Annotated in this window: 15 protein-coding genes; 11 read left to right on the top strand and 4 right to left on the bottom strand. The window is 42.4% G+C overall.

Features of this window, described 5'->3' with window-relative positions:
- Positions 1-4 precede the first annotated feature (4 nt).
- The 3 genes from NO992_RS17615 to NO992_RS17605 all read left to right on the top strand — a co-directional run bounded on the left by NO992_RS17615 (position 5) and on the right by NO992_RS17605 (position 3,460).
- Complete coding sequence (locus NO992_RS17615; protein ID WP_371379417.1) at positions 5-1,804, top strand: 2OG-Fe(II) oxygenase family protein; 1,800 nt, start codon at positions 5-7, stop codon at positions 1,802-1,804.
- A 17-nt stretch (positions 1,805-1,821) separates the two neighbouring features.
- Positions 1,822-2,982: an aspartyl/asparaginyl beta-hydroxylase domain-containing protein gene (locus NO992_RS17610; RefSeq protein WP_371379414.1), complete on the top strand. Its 1,161-nt coding sequence runs from the start codon at positions 1,822-1,824 to the stop codon at positions 2,980-2,982.
- 202 nt (positions 2,983-3,184) lie between these two features.
- Positions 3,185-3,460: a SelT/SelW/SelH family protein gene (locus tag NO992_RS17605; RefSeq protein ID WP_010375604.1), complete on the top strand. Its 276-nt coding sequence runs from the start codon at positions 3,185-3,187 to the stop codon at positions 3,458-3,460.
- Positions 3,461-3,519: 59 nt separating this feature from the next.
- Here the strand turns inward: NO992_RS17605 and NO992_RS17600 are convergent, their stop codons facing one another.
- Positions 3,520-3,996: an N-acetyltransferase family protein gene (locus NO992_RS17600; RefSeq protein ID WP_371379411.1), complete on the bottom strand. Its 477-nt coding sequence runs from the start codon at positions 3,994-3,996 to the stop codon at positions 3,520-3,522.
- A gap of 142 nt (positions 3,997-4,138) precedes the next feature.
- Between NO992_RS17600 and NO992_RS17595 the strand changes: the two genes are divergently transcribed.
- The 4 genes from NO992_RS17595 (at position 4,139) to NO992_RS17580 (ending at position 7,968) form a co-directional block, all read left to right on the top strand.
- A complete protein-coding gene (locus tag NO992_RS17595; protein ID WP_017218801.1) occupies positions 4,139-4,666 on the top strand; it encodes a chalcone isomerase family protein in 528 nt (175 codons plus the stop codon).
- A 96-nt stretch (positions 4,667-4,762) separates the two neighbouring features.
- Entirely contained in the window at positions 4,763-5,293 is a 531-nt protein-coding gene (locus NO992_RS17590) for a DUF3833 domain-containing protein (RefSeq protein WP_371379408.1), read from the top strand.
- A 231-nt stretch (positions 5,294-5,524) separates the two neighbouring features.
- Entirely contained in the window at positions 5,525-7,666 is a 2,142-nt protein-coding gene (locus NO992_RS17585) for a prolyl oligopeptidase family protein (protein ID WP_371379405.1), read from the top strand.
- Between the two features lie 59 nt (positions 7,667-7,725).
- Positions 7,726-7,968, top strand: coding sequence for a Rho-binding antiterminator (locus NO992_RS17580; protein ID WP_371379402.1), 243 nt, complete (start codon positions 7,726-7,728; stop codon positions 7,966-7,968).
- Here the strand turns inward: NO992_RS17580 and NO992_RS17575 are convergent.
- Together NO992_RS17575 and NO992_RS17570 are read right to left on the bottom strand one after the other, a co-directional pair.
- Positions 7,954-8,415 (bottom strand): GNAT family N-acetyltransferase, encoded by a 462-nt coding sequence (locus tag NO992_RS17575; protein ID WP_010603965.1) that lies wholly within the window; start codon positions 8,413-8,415, stop codon positions 7,954-7,956. The genes NO992_RS17580 and NO992_RS17575 overlap by 15 nt on opposite strands.
- Before the next feature lie 1,000 nt (positions 8,416-9,415).
- Positions 9,416-11,146 (bottom strand): ABC transporter ATP-binding protein, encoded by a 1,731-nt coding sequence (locus NO992_RS17570; RefSeq protein WP_371379400.1) that lies wholly within the window; start codon positions 11,144-11,146, stop codon positions 9,416-9,418.
- Positions 11,147-11,271: 125 nt separating this feature from the next.
- On the opposite strand from NO992_RS17570, the gene NO992_RS17565 reads away from it, so the two are divergent.
- The 3 genes from NO992_RS17565 to NO992_RS17555 all read left to right on the top strand — a co-directional run bounded on the left by NO992_RS17565 (position 11,272) and on the right by NO992_RS17555 (position 15,562).
- Positions 11,272-12,162 carry a TetR/AcrR family transcriptional regulator gene (locus NO992_RS17565; protein ID WP_371379398.1) on the top strand — a complete coding sequence of 297 codons (891 nt, stop codon included), beginning with the start codon at positions 11,272-11,274 and terminating at the stop codon, positions 12,160-12,162.
- 302 nt (positions 12,163-12,464) lie between these two features.
- Positions 12,465-15,209 carry an ATP-binding protein gene (locus tag NO992_RS17560; RefSeq protein WP_371379395.1) on the top strand — a complete coding sequence of 915 codons (2,745 nt, stop codon included), beginning with the start codon at positions 12,465-12,467 and terminating at the stop codon, positions 15,207-15,209.
- Complete coding sequence (locus tag NO992_RS17555) at positions 15,206-15,562, top strand: Hpt domain-containing protein (RefSeq protein ID WP_010603970.1); 357 nt, start codon at positions 15,206-15,208, stop codon at positions 15,560-15,562. Before NO992_RS17560 ends, NO992_RS17555 begins: the two co-directional genes overlap by 4 nt.
- Here NO992_RS17555 and NO992_RS17550 read toward each other — a convergent pair.
- The gene (locus tag NO992_RS17550; protein ID WP_371379392.1) at positions 15,559-16,341 is read right to left on the bottom strand and encodes an MBL fold metallo-hydrolase; all 783 of its coding nucleotides are present in this window, start codon (positions 16,339-16,341) and stop codon (positions 15,559-15,561) included. The genes NO992_RS17555 and NO992_RS17550 overlap by 4 nt on opposite strands.
- 202 nt (positions 16,342-16,543) lie before the next feature.
- Between NO992_RS17550 and NO992_RS17545 the strand changes: the two genes are divergently transcribed.
- Entirely contained in the window at positions 16,544-17,542 is a 999-nt protein-coding gene (locus NO992_RS17545) for a hypothetical protein (RefSeq protein ID WP_371379388.1), read from the top strand.
- Positions 17,543-18,040 lie beyond the last annotated feature (498 nt).

Raw genomic sequence — 18,040 nt, 5'->3', positions numbered from 1 at the left:
TAATATGAAGCAAGCGCCCGAAATTACTATTGCAGTTCAAGATGCTTTTAAATTGATCCAACAAAAACAATATCAACTAGCGTTAACTAAGCTACAGCCTTTTATTGACTCGCCTCACCCCGATCTGCATTACCTTTTGGGAATTTGCTATAAATCACTAGCCGAGTGGCAAAGCGCAATAACTTCATTAAGTGATGCCGCGAAACTCGCCCCACTTAAAACTGAAATCTTAACTCATCTAGCCAAATGTTACTGGCTATCGGGTGATTTACACCAAGCTGAAGCCCATTACCTTGCGCTGTATGAAGCTGAGCCCAAAAATCTAGATTTACTTAAAAACTTGTCGCTGCTGTATCTTGAACAAAACCGGCTCGACATGGCAAGTCAATGGGCACTCAAAGGACAATCTCTAGATGATTCAGGACAACTCACCAAAATACTCGGGGACGTTGAAAAAACAAGAGGAAACCTTAGTGAGGCGATCAGTTACTATCAACAAGTTCCCCAACACTCTCCGGTTGTCTTTCGGGCAATACACAATTTAGGCCTTTGCTATAAGTTACAGGCTAAATTTGACCAAGCAATTCAATGCTTTAAATTTGTACATCAAAAAGCACCAGAGCACTATGAACCGCTTTACAACCTCGGTGACTGCTTTTTTGCTAATGGTCAATTTGAACAAGCACAACAAGCCTACAATCTGGCATTGAAGCAAGCCCCATACAATCCAATCATACATAAAGCAATTAACGAGCTTTATTGGCAAAGTGGGCAGCATCAGCTTTTTGCTACCAGTTTACTAACCGTGATGGAGTCAGCAAATAACCGCCTAGAACTCATAGAGTGCCTAGCTGAACTGTACTGGAATACCAATCAGTACAGGTTATGTGAGGAATGTATACAGGCGTCGGGTTACGCAGATACTTCAGCAACATTACTCGCGTTAAGAGGACGTCTAGCGGCCACAAACAATGAGCTAAATGCAGCCTTTGAGCATTTCGATAATGCCAATAAGATAGTCGTTAATTACGACAGGATATGTGAGCAAGCAAAATTTGCAATCCAGCTTGGAAAGTTCAGTACCGCACAATCCCTGCTCGAAAAAGTGTTGCAAGCACAGCCCAACTCACAACTTGCATTAGCTTGGCTAAGCGCAGTATATCAAGCTACCGATAAAAAAAAGCACCACGCTCTATGCAACCCTGATTTTATTCTGACCACAACCTTAGGTGCTCCGAGCGGCTATCAAGACACTGAAGACTTTCTTAAAGCGTTGGAGTCATGCTTACTAACACTTCATCAAGGCAAACAAGCACCAAGTGAACAAACCTTAGTAAATGGCTCACAAATTTCAGGAGGCTTGCTTAATAGAGATATCGAAATCATCTCCAAAGCTCGAACTCAACTGCTGCGAGATATAGATAAATGCCTTAATAAGTTAGATTTAGATCCAGAGCATCCCTTTTTAGCTCATTTACGCAAAGAGAAATGCATTACAGGCTCATGGTCTGTCAAACTGACGGAGCAAGGTTTCCACGTAAGCCATATTCACCCCGCAGGTTGGATTAGTGTAGTTCTATATATCAACACGCCAAATGACGATAGCAACAATGGTGTCATTGAGTTTGGGCGGCCACCACTGGCACCACCCTACGATTTTCCACCATTCAAAACCGTAAAACCTCAACGAGGGCAAATCGTGATCTTCCCCTCTTATTTTTGGCATGGAACACAGCCATTTAACCCTACCGGTAATAACTATCGAATGACTTTGCCACTCGATATTGGCGTTGTTAATAAATAGAAAGAGAAACCACTTTAATGACAAACGAAGAGACACAACCACTAAATATAGACTCACTTTTACAGCCAATTCTCGAGTGCGAGCCACAAAATAGTTGGTCATTACTATTATCGAAGCTAATCGATAGTTATCCTCAAAGTGCTGAACTAAGCTATCGGGTTGCTGTAATTTTAGAGCAAATTGGCGCGTTACCTGAAAGTGAAAAGGCCTACTTTCACTGCCTTACTCTGGCACCTAAAAACTACTTAGTGTATCTCTACCTTGGACATTTATTAGAGAAGAAGGGAGAAGACAGTACAGCACTCGTATGTTACACCCTATGTGAAGCACTCACAGGTAGCTTTAAGCGCCTTCAACTCGCCAATAGCACCGCCCCTCAAACACTTGAGCGATTCCAAAAAGCTTGGCAGTGTATGGAGAAGAACCTTGGTACAGCACCAAGCATTGAGTCCGGTCGCTGGGTGCAATATAGTAGTAAACCCTTCGAAACAACCCAAGCACCACACCTTTTTTACGTTGCGAATCTAAGTGCTCATCCTATCTGGCCTGCGGAACAATTTGCATGGTATGAAAGCTTTAACGCTACGATCCCCGACATCATCAAAGAATTTCACACTACGTTTAATACCGCATCTTCACACCTTACGCCTTATTTGTCGGGTAAAGAGTATGAAAGCGCATTTCCAATGCTCGCAAACAGTAACAACTGGCAAGCGTTATCCCTTTTTAAAGAGGGAGTGGAAAACGTTTCAGTGTCAAAGCACTTTCCTATACTTAAAAAAGCCTTAGAGAAAGTACCTTGTTATGGCTTAACAGCATCTCCATACGAAGTGTTTTACTCTAAATTAGCCAAAGGCCAAACCATCACTCCACATTACGGCCTTTCGAACCACAGCTTAACAGTGCATTTAGCCATAGATATTCCCCATGACTGTTACCTAGACGTCAATGGCGAGCGTGTTTCATGGCAAGAGCATCAACTCACCATCTTTGATGACTCCTATTTGCATATGGCACATAATGGCAGCGACCGTGACCGAATTGTACTTATATTCTCAATTTGGCATCCTGATCTAACATCGACTCAACGCCAAGCAATCCAATCAGAATTTAAAAATAGACAACGCTGGATTGATAATTTGAACGCAGCTTTGGATCAATATAGAAACGATCACTAGAATCCTAATTTTCATCACGTCTCCCCCCCAACTTACCACAAAAGGGTTGTTACTATGTGAATAACCCGTAACTTAAAGTCTGACCTTATGATTGAGGTCTCCCTGGATAATTTCGGGGGGTAACCCCCGTTTTTTTCATACTAGCCACATCATAAATCACAGTGCTAAAATCCAATCACAACCTTCAAGTTTATGTAAATTCATGCAAAAACCGATCATTACAATTCATTATTGCGTGCTTTGCCAATGGATGCTGCGAGCTTCTTGGCTTGCACAAGAGTTGCTTTCAACTTTCTCCGACGATTTAAAGCAAGTTGCACTTGCACCAGCAAGTAAAGGCGTATTCGAAATTTACTACAATGATACGTTAATTTGGTGCCGAAAAGTCGACGGTGGTTTTCCAGAAGCCAAGGTGCTCAAAAGAAGAGTGAGAGATTTATTAGATCCTGAGCGTGATTTAGGCCACGTAGATAAGTAACCATAACTTAAAAAAACATGAGATTGAGCGGGCTAAATAGCCCTCTCAATCCACTATACTTACTCAGCAAAATCGATGAGTTCTTGCCCTGATAAGCGATAAATAATCCACTCGTTTTGTGCTTTAGCACCGATACTTTCATAAAAATCGATTGATGGTTTGTTCCAGTCAAGCACCACCCACTCAAAGCGACCACAGTCCTTTTGTAGTGCAAGTCTTGCGAGGTACTTCATGATCCCTTTACCTGCACCAACACCGCGTTTGTCTTGTGACACATATAAGTCTTCAAGATACAGCCCGTGCTTGCCAAGCCAAGTAGAATAATTAAAGAAATATACTGCGAACCCAATTGCTTCACCATCTAATTCACAAATAACGCTGTGCGCTCTGGCTTCTTTACCAAACAATTTCTGTTCTATTTCTTCCACGGTATTGAGCACGGCATCTGGCTCTTTCTCATAAATTGCAAGTTCGTTGATAAAATGCAGTATTGTCGCGGCATCAGCTACTTCTGCTGGGCGAATTGAAAGGCTCATAATGGCTCCTGTATGTAGGTTTTAGTCAGCTTAACAAATTGTAAAGGGGGATGACAGCACCTTTCAGGCAGCAGCAAAGTGAACAAACTCTCCAGCTCGTTCGTATAAGAGACTAACCGTTTTTATATAGGAAGAGGTTAGTATGCAAAGGGCCATCTTTGCCTTTTTGATTTTGCTTTTCAGCACTCAGGGTTTCGCAAGCACCAGTGATCTTGTAAATCAATTTATCGAAAACCCGAAGCAGGTCGGCAAAACAAGTCGAATGACCTATTTGTTTTGGGATGTTTATGATGCCAGCCTTTATGCCCCCCAAGGAGCGTACTCTCAAGACCAGCCTTTTGTACTGGCACTACATTATTTACGCGCGCTTGACGGCAAAGAGATAGCAAAACGCTCACTAAAAGAGATGGAAAAGCAAGGGTTTAATAATTCGAGTCAAGGTGAGCGATGGCTCGCAGAAATGAAAAAAATCTTCCCCAATGTCTCTAAAGGGACCGTGCTTTTTGGCGTGAGGACCCCCGAAGGAACTACACAGTTTTACCAAGATAAAAACCTTATTGGCGAAGTGAAAGATTCGGAATTTACGACCCGTTTTTTCAATATTTGGCTCGGTGAAAAAACATCCGAACCAACCATGCGAGCCGAGCTTCTAGGTCTAAAGCGGAAATAGCATATGGTTTTTTCCCAATTAATTTCATCTTCGCTATTTGGCTCACATATCAAAAGCAATAGCACTCAAAGTGGCCTCAAGCCTAAGGAGAAAACAATGCGCATCACTCTTGCAGTACTCACCTTATTTTTATTGTCGGCATGCAGTTCGGGCATTGACGGTAATAAATACTCGACACTTAAACCGCAATTTGACCCCTATGAGTTTTTTGTTGGTGATGTAAAAGCATGGGGAATAGTCCAAGACAGAGATGGCAACTTAGTGCAGCAGTTTACTGTCGATATTAAGGGCTCGATTAACAACAAGTCAGAGCTTGTCTTAGATGAGTCCTTTAACTATTTGCTCGGTGATGGCGTCAAAACACGAGTTTGGACTATTACAAAGGCATCAGGCAACCAGTATTCAGGCCGCGCCGACGATATTCTCAACTCGGCATCCGGTGAAACCTACGGCAATGCGATGAATTGGCAGTATAGAATGGACTTACCCGTTGACGACACCAGCTACGAAGTACACTTTGATGATTGGATGTGGTCTTTTGACCAAACCACTCTCATGAACCGCTCTTATATTGAAAAGTTCGGTATTGTAATGGCTGAAGTCACAATATTTATGCAAAGGCAATAATAATTACGCCAAATCAACTTCAATTTAACCTTCTTACTCGTGTATTTGTCTACAATTTGTAGACAAATACACCAGCTTCACTACAATCCACAGCAATTCTAGTAGCATAATCATGTCCAACACTGATAAATGCTTAACGAAAAATGCCGTATCGAAAAGTTTTATTACTGAGTAAGACGCAAGAAACTGCGGCGAGATAGTAGCGAATAAGAACCAATAGGAATCCCCACAATGATAAAGAAGATACTAGCTGGAGCCATTGCTCTTGCGCTTGTCGGATGTGTTAATACCGAAAATGAACAATCTAATAATGCGGCATTGACGCAATCTGTGAAATATCCAATGACTAAAACAGGCACCGTGGTAGACAACTACTTTGGTACGCAAGTGGCGGATCCATATCGCTGGTTAGAAGACGATAAAAGCGCAGAAACCGCTGCGTGGGTAAAAGCACAAAACGAGACTACTCAAGCATATTTATCGCAGATTCCATATCGTAAAGACATCGAAAAACGCCTCACTGAACTACTTGATTACGAGCGTGTTTCTCAACCGTTTAAACACGGCAACTATACCTATTTCTACAAAAATGATGGATTGCAAAACCAAAGTGTTTTGTACCGCCAAAAAGAAGGTAGTGAAGCTGAGGTATTTTTAGATCCAAACACCATGAGTGACGATGGCACAACATCGCTTGCAGGATTAAGTTTTAGTAAAGACGCTTCATTAGTAGCGTATCAAATTTCCGAAGGTGGGAGTGACTGGCGTAAAGTGATTGTACTAAACGCCGAGACTAAAGAGCAGGTTGGTGAAACGCTGGTCGACGTGAAGTTTAGTGGTATCTCTTGGTTTGGTAATGAAGGTTTTTACTACTCAAGCTATGACAAACCTAAAGGCAGTGAACTTTCTGCAAAAACTGACCAACATAAAGTGTATTACCACAAGATTGGCACACCTCAAGATCAAGATAAGGTCATTTTTGGTGCCACTGATGCGCAAAAGCACCGTTATGTTTATGGTGGTGTAACAGACGATAAAAAATACTTGGTGATCTCTGCTGCGGTATCAACCTCAGGTAACAAGCTATTTATTCGTGACTTAAGCAAGCCAAATAGTGACTGGGTAACGATTTTAGATCATACCAACTCTGATACCAGCGTGATCCACAGTGAAGGCGACACATTGTTCTTAAGCACTAACTTAGATGCGCCAAATCGCCGTATCGTTAAAGTCAATGCGAAGCAGCCACAACCAGAAAACTGGCAAGATGTGATCCCAGAAACCGACAATGTACTATCGGTTTCAACAGGGTCAGGTTACCTATTTGCGACTTACATCAAAGATGCAATTTCATTGGTAAAACAGTATGACTTCACAGGTAAACTGATCCGTGACATTACGCTTCCAGGTGTAGGCACTGTAAGTGGCTTTAGCGGTGAGGAGGAAGACAAGGTACTTTATTACTCATTCACTAACTACAACACCCCGAGATCTATCTTTGCTTTCGATGCAGAATCAGGCCGTAGCGAGTTATATAGTTCGGATAAAGTAGATTTTGATTCAGATGCTTACGTGTCTAAGCAAGTTTTTTACACGTCAAAAGATGGTACCCGTGTACCGATGATCATCACCCATAAAAAAGGACTGAAATTGGATGGTAACAATCCAACGCTGTTGTACGGTTATGGTGGATTTAATGTCAGTCTTAAGCCTTACTTTAGCCCGACACGTGCAGCTTGGTTAGAGCTGGGTGGGGTTTATGCAGTAGCAAACTTACGTGGCGGCGGTGAGTATGGTAAAAAATGGCACAAAGCAGGTACTCAAATGCAAAAGCAAAACGTCTTTGATGACTTTATTGCTGCAGGCGAATATTTAGTATCTGAAAATTATACTTCAAGTGAAAAGCTTGCAATTAACGGTGGTTCGAACGGTGGTTTGTTAGTAGGTGCAACAATGTTGCAACGTCCAGACCTATTCAAAGTGGCTGTACCTGCGGTAGGGGTACTTGATATGCTGCGTTACCACACGTTTACTGCTGGTGCCGGCTGGGCTTACGATTACGGTACGGCGGAAGACAACAAAGAGATGTTTGAATACCTGAAAGGTTATTCACCTGTGCATAACGTAAAGGCTGGTGTAAATTATCCAGCAACGATGATCACAACAGGTGACCACGATGACCGCGTAGTACCAGCACACTCTTATAAGTTTGCAGCTGAGCTACAAAGCAAACACACAGGTGCTAATCCGACGCTTATTCGTATCGAAACCAATGCTGGACACGGCGCAGGCACACCGATAAGCAAGACGATTGAACAGTATGCCGATATTTATGGCTTTACGCTTTACAATATGGGAATTAAGTCTCTTTAAAGTTAAGTTCGAAAAGCCACCTGTGAGTAGAGGTGGCTTTATTCAATAAGGACGTATCTATGCTCAGTTGCCAACAGTATGATTATATCGAACTGGCGTGCTTAAAGCGCCTAGCAGTTACTATTGAGATGAAAGGTGGTAAAGTTGTGCATGGCAGCTGCGAAAACACGGCTATAGTCGGCAAACAGGAGTGTTTAGTTTTAGAGCGAGAAAATCAAACGGTCACTGTGGTACTTGCAGAGATTGCCAGTATCTCTGCCGATACCGACAATCCCTATTTTGCTAGGTTAAGATTTCAGTGATAACGCCATAAAGACACTTAACGGGTTGTCACGGTACATACCAAAGCGTTCACATCGCTCAAATCCCAAGCTCTCATAAAGACTTATCGCACTGGCTTGCTTAGAGCCGGTTTCAAGCCGAATAAGTGGGATCTGCGCTTCACCCGCGTAGTGAAGCAAAATTTGCATAATACGTTTAGAAAGCCCTTTACCTCGATAGCTAGGTTTTACGTACAAGCGTTTAATTTCACCGTATAAGGTTTTATCAAACTGCTTTACAATCGCACCGCACGCTACAATGCCCTCTTCATTTTGTAAGCCAACGGCATACACGTTAGGTTGGTTAATTTCTTCTATTGATAAAGACTGTGCACTTGCGATTGGATATAAGCTATTCATAAGCTTATCGATTTCAGAAAACACCGCGACTACTTGTGGGTCATCTGACTTTAACTGAATTAATTGCATACCTGCCTCTGAGAAGTAAGGCCAATTTGTCCTGCGCCCATAAACCGAGCAATATTATTACTATTCTGGCCGACGTCAAACTATACCGAGTTAGAAATAATAAGCAAATTATAGAGGTGAGATGATAGGCTGAATGCCGACGGAAACTTTATGGTGGGGTTAGCCAAAGATACTAACCATATGTTTTACATAAATAAAAATTAGTAAAGCAGAACTGTTACAAAGTGTAAGGTGATGGTGTGAATTAGATACTTTTAGGTAAATACGAATTTTTCATTCTAATTCTGTCGGGCGGACTTCATGCTTTATCGCGCCGCTCTTATGAACTGCTACTTTGGTTGCTACAGGCTGTTTGCTCTTGCTTGGAAAGCTCAGTAAAGTCAGTAATAACAACACGCTTGTTAGCGCTACAATCAGCGGGATAGAGGTATGCGAACTTGTGTGTGATGCTCTATGGGGCATAAACAAACCTACGAAAATTAATTTGTCTTCCCTAAAAACCAATCCTTTTTAACCAATAACTAAAATAGCACTTAGTTAAATATGGTTACTTTCTATCACATCTAAACTTTTAGTGCTATATCATTTTTAAAAAACATCAAAAAGCATTAGGGCCGGTTTATCTTTCAAGTTTTTTTTGCAGCAGTTTGATTGGTATTTATACAAGGCAGAGCCTGCGTAGCATAGTTGTTCTATGTGAGTCAGGCGATAAAGACTTTGTGCTCCTGCAAAGTCACCTTACCCCACATCCTTGTGGGGCAACACAGAAGAAATGCCAATCAAGCGCTGCCCTTTGGGTTCACCTGAGTGCGCTTTGTTCATTGTTGCTCAACTTTTGCCTAGATCACTAGGCGGCAAGTCGAGCGTCGCGACTAAAACACACTCAGAAGAACAAAAATTAAACAGCAAAGGTCAACAGGCCCTAATTTAATCTTTTACCAATGACATTACCGTTCATCCACTTTCCACCTACCCAACTGACAGACCTCAACCAAAGTTATTAGCTTGCAGTTTGAAGGCTGAACTGTTTGTTCACTAGGCTTTGGTAAAGCGAAGAGTGTTGCATCAAATACTGATGATCTCCCTGTGATTCAATCTCACCTTTGTTTATAACGATAATCTTATCAGCATCCATAACCGTACTGAGTCGATGCGCAGCGATTATAGTAGTACGACCTTTTTTTGCATTTCTCAGGGCAATTTGAATAGCGGCTTCACTTTGTGAATCAAGGCTTGCCGTTGCTTCATCCAACAGCAGCAATGCAGGGTCTTTTAATAGTGCTCGCGCCAATGCAACTCGTTGCCTTTGTCCGCCAGACAGAGTAATGCCACGCTCACCAATTTGAGTACTCAACCCATCAGGTAGTGTCGCGATAAACTCTGCTAAATCGGCCGTGGCAATGGCATGCTGTAATTGTTCATCATCTATTGTCTCATAAGCACCGTAGACCAAGTTTTCATATAAGGTGCCGCACAACAGCGGGCTCTCTTGCGCAACGTAACCGATTTGCGCTCTTAAATTGGCTCGGTCTAGCTCTTCAACATTAAGCCCAGCAATTTCAATGTAACCACGCCTCGCCTGATAAAAGCCCTGCAACAAAGCGAAAAGTGTAGACTTACCAACTCCTGATGGCCCAACAATCGCGGTCGTTTTTCCACTTAAGAATTCACAGCTCAAGCTTTTAAATACCGGTTTATCATCAACATAGCTAAAAGATAAATTGCGAACATAAATTGACTTATCAGTCAGGCTAATTGTATGACCACTTTCATTTTCTGGTGCCGTTGCTAAGATCTCATTAATACGAACGGCCGCTCCTTTTGCTTTATTAAACGCGGCTACCACCATGCTTAACTGCCCCATCGGCAACACAATGTTCAGTAAAAACATAATAAACGCAACAAAAGCGCCTAGCGTCATCGCACCGTTGGCAACCCTTGATGCGCCAAACCCTAGAACTAACACTATAGAAGCCATGATCACTAAATTCACCAATGCGCCCATGGTAGCTAAAAGCGTATGTTCTGACATTGCGGTTTTATAGAGTGACTTCAATTCATTGTCATTCTTTTTAGCTTCTGTTTTCTCTGCACCTTGTGCTCTTATTAAGCGGATATTGGCAAACAGTTCGGTTAACCTTCCTAGCATAGAGGCTTCAGTATCTTGTAATGACTTAGACAGATCCGTTAGCCTCACGGAAAACGGTAAGATAATCAGAAAACTAGCCGTCACTGCACCAAGCATTACAAGTGTCATTTGCCAGTCTAAAAACCATAGAATAATAAAAGAGCCAAATAATGAAACCACACCAGATATAAAAGACACAGACTGCTCGCTCACAAGGTTTTCAATAATTTCAGTGTCTTTTACGATGCGATTCGCGGGCTCCCCAGCCCTAGTATTATCAAAGAAGGAAACAGGCAAACGAATGAGGTGCTGAAAAAGGTCTCCGCGTAATTTAAGCTTTTGCTCATTGCCAATTTTACCCATGATATAAGTCATTAACCCTGCTAGCACAGCGGAAAATACTAATACCATAATTAATATGACTACCTGTTCATTTGAAAAATGACCATGTTCTCCAAGTTCTTCCAGTAATTTTTTCGTTTGCAAAGGCACCAACAAACCTAAAACACTAGAGATAAGCGTAAATAAAACCAAAGTGGATAGTAATAGGCGGCTTGGCCGCGTGCGCCTGACTAGCTGTATTAAAGATGATGTATTGTTCATAATTATGATGTTCCCGTTGAATAGATAATACAATAATTGACCACAATTTAAATTTAGTCAATTTAAAACTGACCTATTGGTCATTTTTGAATTGACTGTATACTGCAATGTGAACAGGAGGAGCTATGTCTGATAAGCGGAAATTAATACTGGCATGCGCGGAGCAGTTACTTTTAGCAGAGGGCGATAGTGCCTTTAGCATGCAAACCATCGCCAATAAAGTGGGCATTTCGAAAGGTGCTATCTACCTACACTTTAAGTCAAAAGACGAACTACTATTAGCCGTTTTTGAGCGTCAAACAGCGGATCTGCTAGATAAAATAAGAGCAATATTAGAAAGTGATAAATTGACACCAATTGCTAAGCTAAAACAACAAATCCGCTTCCAGCACGAAGATTTACAGCAGTACCAAGCGATGTTTCAACTCTTATTACAGGAGGAGTCACTGAGCTTTTCAAATAACTTGATCATGTTCTATCAAGAGTTTCGCTTGACGTGGCTTACGCTACAAGAAGGCTTTTTACTTGAAAACTATGGCGAGCAAGTTCGTCCATGGAAAACCGATCTCGCGATGACGCTTGATGGCATTATAGCTAACTACCTTTCGCTTCCCGTGATCGAAGGTATTGATTTCGACACTGAAAAGCTGGTTAATTGGGTGGTATCATGCATGGACTCAATTTGTACAGCGCTACCAAATCAAACACTGTTGCCGGTGTTAACCGAACAGGATTTTCCGTCCCAAAAAGAGATCGAAGCTAAAAAAAGACAACTCCACGAACAAAAAGTCCAACAAGCTTTTTTACAGCTCCAAGAAAAATCTCAAAAGCTAAAGCTTGCACCACAAAAGCGTGAGATCGTAGACCATACAATCGCTCTGTTGGAGGCTCAACTACAAGGTGAAAACCCAGATACAGTATTAATCAGGGCGCTTCTCGCAGGACTTCGAGACTACAGAGGACTAAATACTGAGCGCCAGCTACTCGCAGAAAGACTCAATGTAGAGGCGGTGTAAACCACCGAGTATGTGGTACTCGTACGGTTAGAGGAAAGCAAAATATTGCTTTACACTGCTGACTATTTTTCTTTTAAGAATAAGACTCTCTTAATCAATACATCGACGACTTCATAGGTTGCGATGGCTTTCTACTTTGATTTATATTCCTCACCATCACGCATTAGGCAAAACTCTATAACCTCAGTATCTACAATTTACAACCTTTACCCATCTTCCTAAACATCACTAGATTGACCATAAATCCAGCAAGTTAATCATGAACTGCTATATTGTTTTATGAGGATATTATGGGGGATACGATGCTAACTGCGCTTAAAGACAGTATGCCAATTTTGATTGTTACATCTGAATGGTATGTCAGTCATACAACCGCCGTTGCGGAAAAACTGTTCGCACCTGTCGATAACGTCATCAATAAGCACCTTGAAGACTTATTTATCTTTCCTTTATGCGTAGAAGAGCAGCAAAAAACAATTGCTGACGGCTCTTTGGTACAAGTGTCGTTGCGCACATCGCCAAATGTACAATTTTTACTGTCATTTTATGATGTTCGCAGCAACGAAATATTTGTACATATTGCCGAGCTCTCTACGTATTATTGTCAAAATCCTTTGGAAGACGAACAAACTCGAATTTTGCGCCACGCCGTCAACAGCGCAAACCTAGGGGTTTGGTGCTACGATCTCCTTAATAAGACAGCGTATTTTTCTCCTAAATTCAAATCACTGATAGGCCTCCCAGCCTCGGCAGAACTAGACTGGGACACCTTAAAAAGCATGATTTATCACGAAGATCAGCCACTATTTGCCGAGCTACTCGCTCACCATATTGAACAAGGTCTTATGCTGCATTTTGAGTTCCGGCTTGAGGTAAGGGGAACAATTCATTGGTTTGAATTTAAGGGAGAACAAGTTAAGTATTGTATTCGCACACACAGTGTTTATGGGATTTTAGCTGACTGTACTCACGAAAAAGACATGCTAGTTGCGTTACATGATGCAGAAGAAAGTAAAGAACTTGCCATGCAAGCGGGGAAAATAGGCACTTGGCGAGCAATACGAGTGGCGAATCAATGGATCTGGAATTGGGATCATCAAGCGAATGAAATTTTTAAGCTTTCGGAAGACGATATTGGCAATTTGCATCTTTGGGAAGCAAGCCTTCACCCCGACGATAAAGCACGTGTTACTCAAGCGCTAGAAGCGTCGCTAAACTCAGGTGAAACCTTTGAGCAGCGTTATCGCGGCTTGCTCAACGATAAAGATATTGTTGTAGTGTATGCCAAAGGTGTTGTGGGGCTTGATGAACAGGGTCGGCCAGCACGTATTGACGGCGTTGTTATCGATCAAACCGATGTATATATTGCCCAGAAAAAACTCCAGCACATTAATCAAGAATTAGAGCAACGCGTCGCAGAGCGCACCGCTGATCTTGAGGCTGCTATTATTAAAGCTGAGCAGGCCAATCGCACTAAATCAGACTTTTTGTCCATGATGAGCCATGAACTCAGAACCCCCATGAATGGCATTATCGGCTCCTTAGATCTCATGGCGTTATCAGAGCTTGATGAAGACAATCAAGAGCTTTTAGAAACCGCGTCTATTTCAGCCAATAATTTAGTCTCAATATTAAATGATATTTTAGACTTAGCCAAAGTTGAGCAAGGGAAAATGGAGCTTGAGAGCTATCCTTTCTCCCCTTCTAAAATGCTCAATAACATCATCAAAACCTTCGAAGCCCACGCGCGCGACAAATCAGTAAAATTAACGGTGCATGAGGACATAAAACTACCGCTAGAAGTGATTGGCGATGAAAATAGAGTGCGGCAAATTATCTTTAACGTTGTCAGCAATGCCATCAAATTTAGCGTTGCAGATAGAGAAGGCGGCGCGAAAGTCACCATCAATGTGCACTGGGCATGTGAAGGCGTAGCCTTATCTCACTTGATATTTAAGATAGAAGACAATGGCATTGGCATTGCACCAGAAGTACAAAAAAAACTGTTTACCCCCTTTACACAAGCCGAACGCTCTATCACGAGAAAATACGGTGGTACGGGGTTAGGGCTTGCAATATGTGGCAAGCTTATTGACTTAATGGGCGGCAAGGTCGTCTTAAAAAGTAAATCCGGTGAAGGCTCAACTTTTACCATTACCATTCCTATTTGGCGCCCAAGAACACAACATCAACCCAATATTCTATTTAATACACTCTATTGGTTAAGTGATATCCCTTGGCAAAGTTCGTTGGCGCTGACTCAGTTGTACAATGCCTGCACGCATTTTTGCAATGAGATCAAAGTCATCGAGTCACCCAGTGAAATCAAAGAGACTGACGATACTGCACTTGTTCGTGCTGTCACAACGCAAGCAGCCCCCTTTGCAGAGCAAATACGCTCACCTATTCCAGAGTTAGTATTTGTTGATGAAAAGGCGTTTGCTAACTTGAACAGTACAGCGTTAACCACACAAAAACCAAAACCAATTGCACCGCAGACTCAATACGCCATCGGTCAATTACTGAGTAAACTTAAAGCAAGTCAGCAAAGTGACGAGGCTGATTTAGGTGAATTAAACGATCTCAGTGAACTAGATGCGCTACTTTCACTAGACGATAAAGTATCTAGCCCTACCGATGATGAATCGGATACGAGTGGTAAGCAACATATACTCCTTGCAGAAGACAATCCCTTTAACCAAAAACTCATCGTCAAACAGCTTTCTAGACTTGGAGTTTCCTGTGATATTGCCAATAACGGCAAAGAAGCCTTGGCGATGTATAAAAGCCAGCGATATCAGCTTTTGTTGACGGATTGCCATATGCCAGAGATAGATGGCTATGAATTAACTAAGTTAATTCGCGCATTTGAGTCCACAGAAGAGCGCAGTGCCATTCCTATTGTTGCCGTCACAGGCGCCGCTATGAAAGGGGATAAAGAGCTTTGTTTAGATAGTGGCATGAATGACTATGTTAGCAAACCGGTGCGACTACAAGAGCTTAAAAACACCTTAGGTAAATGGTTAGATATGGACTTTACACAATGAGCAAAACTCTCAACCCTCAGGTGCTTATCGATTTAATCGGTGATGATTTTGCTACGGCGAAAAAGTTTTACACCGACTTTCTAGTGCAATCGAAATCTAGTTGTGCAAAAATTAAAACTGCATACCAAACTCGTGCTTTTCAAGCTTTAAAAGACGAAGCGCATTACCTCAAAACCTCCGCCAAAGCAGTGGGGGCAGAGGTACTAGCTGAACATCTGCAGGCGTTAGAATATTCAGCACTTGATAACAACACCACTGAGTGCGCCGAAAAAATAAAAGCGATACACCATGAGATCGGCAGCGAGTTTGTTCGAGAATTAAAAGCCTATTTAACCTCTCAGTCGCAAAATTAAAGCGCAATCGGCTGCTCAGCGATAGCCACTTTGAGTCCTACGCGTTCAAACTTCACAACATCTTCTTGATGCTGGTAATGATAGACCCAAATATTTTTAATGATGTCTTCACGATAGCTCATCAACAACTCATTAAGGGAGCAGTGACTGGGATTATTTGCAAGACCGCAGTCATGAAAAATAACCTCGCCGTTACTGACGTGGTGATGGAGCAGCTCAGGAATCGCCTTTGTATCACCACTGTAAAACAGGTGACCTGGGAGATGTAACGAAAAAGCACTGTTGGGCTCATGATGACGAACGGCATAACTGTGTATACGCTGCCCACGATGAAGAAAGCTTTCAGAGATTGGAAATAAACGAAAAACCTGCCATACGCCGCAAGTCCCTTCGCTCAGTCCGGTGTAAGCAAGCATATTACACAACCCAACGATTAGCTCTGCTGGAGCATATAACGTGATTTGGTGCTGACTCAATGCAGCCTGAAAGTAAAGCTGCTCCAATCCACCAACATGGTCATAATGAAGATGGGTGATAAACACAGCATCGGGTAATGACGAAAAATGCCTTTTATAACGCGACACCGTATCAAAGCCACAATCTATCAATAACCAAGGTAGGCCTTTATGGGTCAATACACAGGCAGAACACCCTAGAGTTACAGCGCTGGCGGCACTTCCTACTCCCAAAAAAACAGCAGCATCTGGTTTACAGTGACTGTCGACGAATGATTTCGGATTGACAGCGTGTAGCTCGGTTGTCTTCGTTATGTCTTTCATTGCACAGCCAAAGAAATCAACAAACAATAGCGCCAGACTACATTGTCGGATTTACAGCCATATGACAATCACATCTGCAAACTTTTGGTTCAGCTCACTATTTGATTTCGCTATTTTGACCACCCTAAGGTTCGCTACCTGCTTAATCTATTGATTTTTTTATAACTTCACTCTGGTATAACTATTGCTGAATGGTAACCTTATGTCATCACTACTATGGAAAATAACAACGATGAAAACGCTCTTCACCTGTTTAACTGCACTTAGCCTTTTATCTGGCTGTGTCGTACATATCTCTCCAAGCGCAGCCGCCACCAAAACACTCCATAAATCTCTGCAACTCAACGCTGCAGACTTAAGCAAACTTGATGCAAATACCACCTCGGGTAATATCCAGATCATTGGATACGATAACCAACAAGAGATCCAAGTGGAAGCTTCAGTGTTAACCACAGAAGCAGAGAACTACCAACTTACACTGGAAAAATCCGGTGACACCGCCATGTTGGTGGCCGATTCAGATACAAGTTCTGGTGTACAGTGGTATCGCAATAATAGCCCTAGAATTGACTTAACCATCACCATGCCAAGTCAACTTGCGCTAACGCTTGATGACAGCTCGGGCGATATAGCCATCAAAAATATCAAAGGTTTTATCAAACTAGATGATGGCTCTGGCAATATCACATTAGAAGATATTCAAGGTGCTGAAATTGATGACGGCAGTGGCAATATCCATATCACTAACGTCCAGCAACTTGTTATCGACGATGGTTCTGGCGACATAACCATAAAGGGATTAGTCGATACACTAGAGTTGGAGGATGGCTCGGGTAATATTGATGTGACTGGCGGCACGGATATCAAAATAGAAGATGAGTCTGGCGATCTAACCCTTCGCGGTTTTAGCGGCAACGCTGATATCATCGATGGCTCTGGCTCACTGATTGTTGAAGGCGGACGCAATATTAAAATCGATGATGAGTCCGGTAATATTCGAGTTCGTCACGCCCAAGGCGATGTCACTATCGTGGATGGTTCGGGCAATACGGATATCGAAGCAGTGAAGGGCCACGTTCAAATAGAAGACGGTGCTGGAAATATTCGTGTGGTAAATGCCGGCTCCTTGACCATTACCGAGTCAGGTTCAGGCTCGGTGAAAATAGATAGGATAGCTGGAGCCGTAAAGCTAGATGACTAGCTGAATAACTTTGGTGTGGAGCAATATACGATTGCTCCACAGTCAGAAAAGTTCAACATTAACTCGAGACTATGAGTTAAGTCAGATCGTCCTCCAGACAGGTTTCTACCCCATCCATGGGCTTCTTTGATGCCTAATGACAAGGCACTCTCTCATCACCCGAAAAACATACTTCTCGGCGGGTGAACCGCCTCCCACAACACTATTTGTACTGTGGACTAGGGACACTCTACGCTGATAGTTTTTGCAATATTTTCAAACATCTATGTTGCTTATGGCTTTGTGGACAGCTAACAGACAACTTATTCCCCCTCCATCACACCCGAAAGGCATAAGTCGATATGCAATGTGCCGACAGGATGTCGGCTAAGTCTTGTCTGGCACAGGGATGTGCCTTACAAGACGGTTGCACTATATCGGCTTAGGATTTGAGGATTAAGTGTGATGCTGGGGCGACGTTTTCTTGGTTCGTTCTTTTTCGTCGTTTAAAAAGAATGA

The sequence above is a fragment of the Pseudoalteromonas sp. DY56-GL79 genome (genome assembly GCF_041414765.1).
Taxonomy (GTDB): domain Bacteria; phylum Pseudomonadota; class Gammaproteobacteria; order Enterobacterales; family Alteromonadaceae; genus Pseudoalteromonas; species Pseudoalteromonas piscicida.
The sequence above is the reverse complement of the archived record's forward strand: the minus strand, read 5'-3'. Positions and strand labels throughout refer to the sequence as shown.

Coding starts and splice junctions, on each gene's coding strand:
- NO992_RS17615 (WP_371379417.1), top strand. CDS start 5: ATGAAGCAAGCGCCCGAAATTACTATTGCAGTTCAAGATGCTTTTAAA.
- NO992_RS17610 (WP_371379414.1), top strand. CDS start 1,822: ATGACAAACGAAGAGACACAACCACTAAATATAGACTCACTTTTACAG.
- NO992_RS17605 (WP_010375604.1), top strand. CDS start 3,185: ATGCAAAAACCGATCATTACAATTCATTATTGCGTGCTTTGCCAATGG.
- NO992_RS17600 (WP_371379411.1), bottom strand. CDS start 3,996: ATGAGCCTTTCAATTCGCCCAGCAGAAGTAGCTGATGCCGCGACAATA.
- NO992_RS17595 (WP_017218801.1), top strand. CDS start 4,139: ATGCAAAGGGCCATCTTTGCCTTTTTGATTTTGCTTTTCAGCACTCAG.
- NO992_RS17590 (WP_371379408.1), top strand. CDS start 4,763: ATGCGCATCACTCTTGCAGTACTCACCTTATTTTTATTGTCGGCATGC.
- NO992_RS17585 (WP_371379405.1), top strand. CDS start 5,525: ATGATAAAGAAGATACTAGCTGGAGCCATTGCTCTTGCGCTTGTCGGA.
- NO992_RS17580 (WP_371379402.1), top strand. CDS start 7,726: ATGCTCAGTTGCCAACAGTATGATTATATCGAACTGGCGTGCTTAAAG.
- NO992_RS17575 (WP_010603965.1), bottom strand. CDS start 8,415: ATGCAATTAATTCAGTTAAAGTCAGATGACCCACAAGTAGTCGCGGTG.
- NO992_RS17570 (WP_371379400.1), bottom strand. CDS start 11,146: ATGAACAATACATCATCTTTAATACAGCTAGTCAGGCGCACGCGGCCA.
- NO992_RS17565 (WP_371379398.1), top strand. CDS start 11,272: ATGTCTGATAAGCGGAAATTAATACTGGCATGCGCGGAGCAGTTACTT.
- NO992_RS17560 (WP_371379395.1), top strand. CDS start 12,465: ATGCTAACTGCGCTTAAAGACAGTATGCCAATTTTGATTGTTACATCT.
- NO992_RS17555 (WP_010603970.1), top strand. CDS start 15,206: ATGAGCAAAACTCTCAACCCTCAGGTGCTTATCGATTTAATCGGTGAT.
- NO992_RS17550 (WP_371379392.1), bottom strand. CDS start 16,341: ATGAAAGACATAACGAAGACAACCGAGCTACACGCTGTCAATCCGAAA.
- NO992_RS17545 (WP_371379388.1), top strand. CDS start 16,544: ATGTCATCACTACTATGGAAAATAACAACGATGAAAACGCTCTTCACC.